This window comes from Mesorhizobium sp. M1A.F.Ca.ET.072.01.1.1, assembly GCF_004023325.1.
Lineage (GTDB): Bacteria > Pseudomonadota > Alphaproteobacteria > Rhizobiales > Rhizobiaceae > Mesorhizobium.
Genome location: NZ_RZSF01000618.1, coordinates 1 through 1,545, shown reverse-complemented (window position 1 = coordinate 1,545; position 1,545 = coordinate 1). Strand labels below are relative to the sequence as shown.

General features: G+C 60.6%; 3 protein-coding genes. All 3 read left to right on the top strand.

The window, feature by feature from the left end; translation table 11 throughout:
* Positions 1-264: 3-oxoacyl-[acyl-carrier-protein] synthase III C-terminal domain-containing protein (locus EOA32_RS36985; protein WP_281015312.1), on the top strand; the 264-nt coding region annotated here is incomplete at its 5' end.
* A 66-nt stretch (positions 265-330) separates the two neighbouring features.
* A complete protein-coding gene (gene panD, locus EOA32_RS36980; protein ID WP_128374289.1) occupies positions 331-783 on the top strand; it encodes an aspartate 1-decarboxylase in 453 nt (150 codons plus the stop codon).
* A gap of 203 nt (positions 784-986) precedes the next feature.
* On the top strand, positions 987-1,545 hold a 559-nt coding region (locus EOA32_RS36975), incomplete at its 3' end, for an MBL fold metallo-hydrolase (RefSeq protein WP_145971509.1).

The window sequence follows — 1,545 nt, the reverse complement described above, 5'->3', positions numbered from 1 at the left end:
GCTCAAATGCGACCGCAAGACATCGACCGGTTCGTCCCGCATCAAGCCAACGCCCGCATTTTCGATGCTGTCGGCCGAAACCTCGGCATTGCGGACCAGGCAATCGTCAAGAGGATCGCCGAATACGGTAACTCTTCGGCCGCAACGATCCCGCTCTCGTTGTCGCTCGCCAATCGGACGCAGCCACTTCGGCCGGGCGAGAAAATCCTTCTGGCGGCAGCGGGTGCCGGTCTTAGCGGCGGGGCGCTTGTGGTTGGAATTTAGCCGCGCGTCGGCCGACGACAAGACATCAAGACTGTTCATGCGAGACGAAAAAAGGACAACAGGCCAATGCGAAAAATAGTCGCCGGCAAGCTTCACGGCATCCACGTCACCGAGGCAAATCTCAACTACCATGGGTCGATAACGCTCGATCCTGACCACTGCGAGGCAGCCGGGATCCTGCCCATGGAATTCGTGGAAATATGGAACAAGAATTCCGGCGCGCGGATTTCGACCTATGTCATCCTGGGCGAGCGCGGATCACGATGCTGCATCCTCAATGGTGCTGCCGCCCGCACCTGCCAGCCTGGCGACCCGATCATCGTGTGCAACTCCATCTACCTGAACGAAGCGCATATCACAGCGCTGAAACCGCGGATCGTCACGTTCGACCAGGACAACCACATAAGCGAGCGCCTGAGCTACTCGGTCGATCTTGACGCATCTGGCCGTTACAGTTTCTCGATCCATAATGAGGCCAATGAGGCTTTGGCGATTCCTGCGCTGGTTTCCCGGGCGTGACTTGTCTTTGACGCACGCGTGAGCCGATGCGCAGTTTGCCCTCCCCGTCCACGAGGTAGGTCGTGACCCGCCGCAAGGGGGCTATGACGAACCTCGAGGCCATCCTTATCGGCGAGCGCCGAGGGTGCGGCGCCTCGGGGTAGCGGTAGAGCCGCATGCAAGCCGCAAAAAAAAGATCGCGACCAGATGATATGGAGCAATTCATGATCTTCCGTCAGCTGTTCGATTCCGTTTTGAGCACCTATTCCTACCTGCTTGCCAGTCGCCAAGGCGGCGAGGCACTGATCATCGATCCGGTTCTGGACAAGGTCGACCGCTATCTCCAGCTGGTGCGTGAGCTCGACCTGAGGCTGGTCAAGGCGGTGGACACGCATCTCCATGCCGACCACATCACCGGCCTTGGCTTGCTGCGCGACAAAACGCGATGCATCACGGTCATGGGCGAGCAGACCAAGGCCGACGTGGTATCGATGCGGCTTGCCGACGGCGACAGGCTGACCATCGAGGGGCTGGCGCTCGACGTCGTCTACACGCCCGGCCACACCGACGATTCCTACAGTTTCGTCCTGCCCGACCGGGTGTTCACCGGCGACACACTGCTGATCCGCGGCACCGGCCGCACCGACTTCCCGAACGGCGATGCGCGGCACCAGTATGAGTCGATCTTCGGCCGCCTGCTCAGGCTGCCGGACCCCACGCTGGTCTACCCGGCGCATGACTACAAGGGCGATACTGTCTCGACCATAGGCGAGGAGAAGGCCT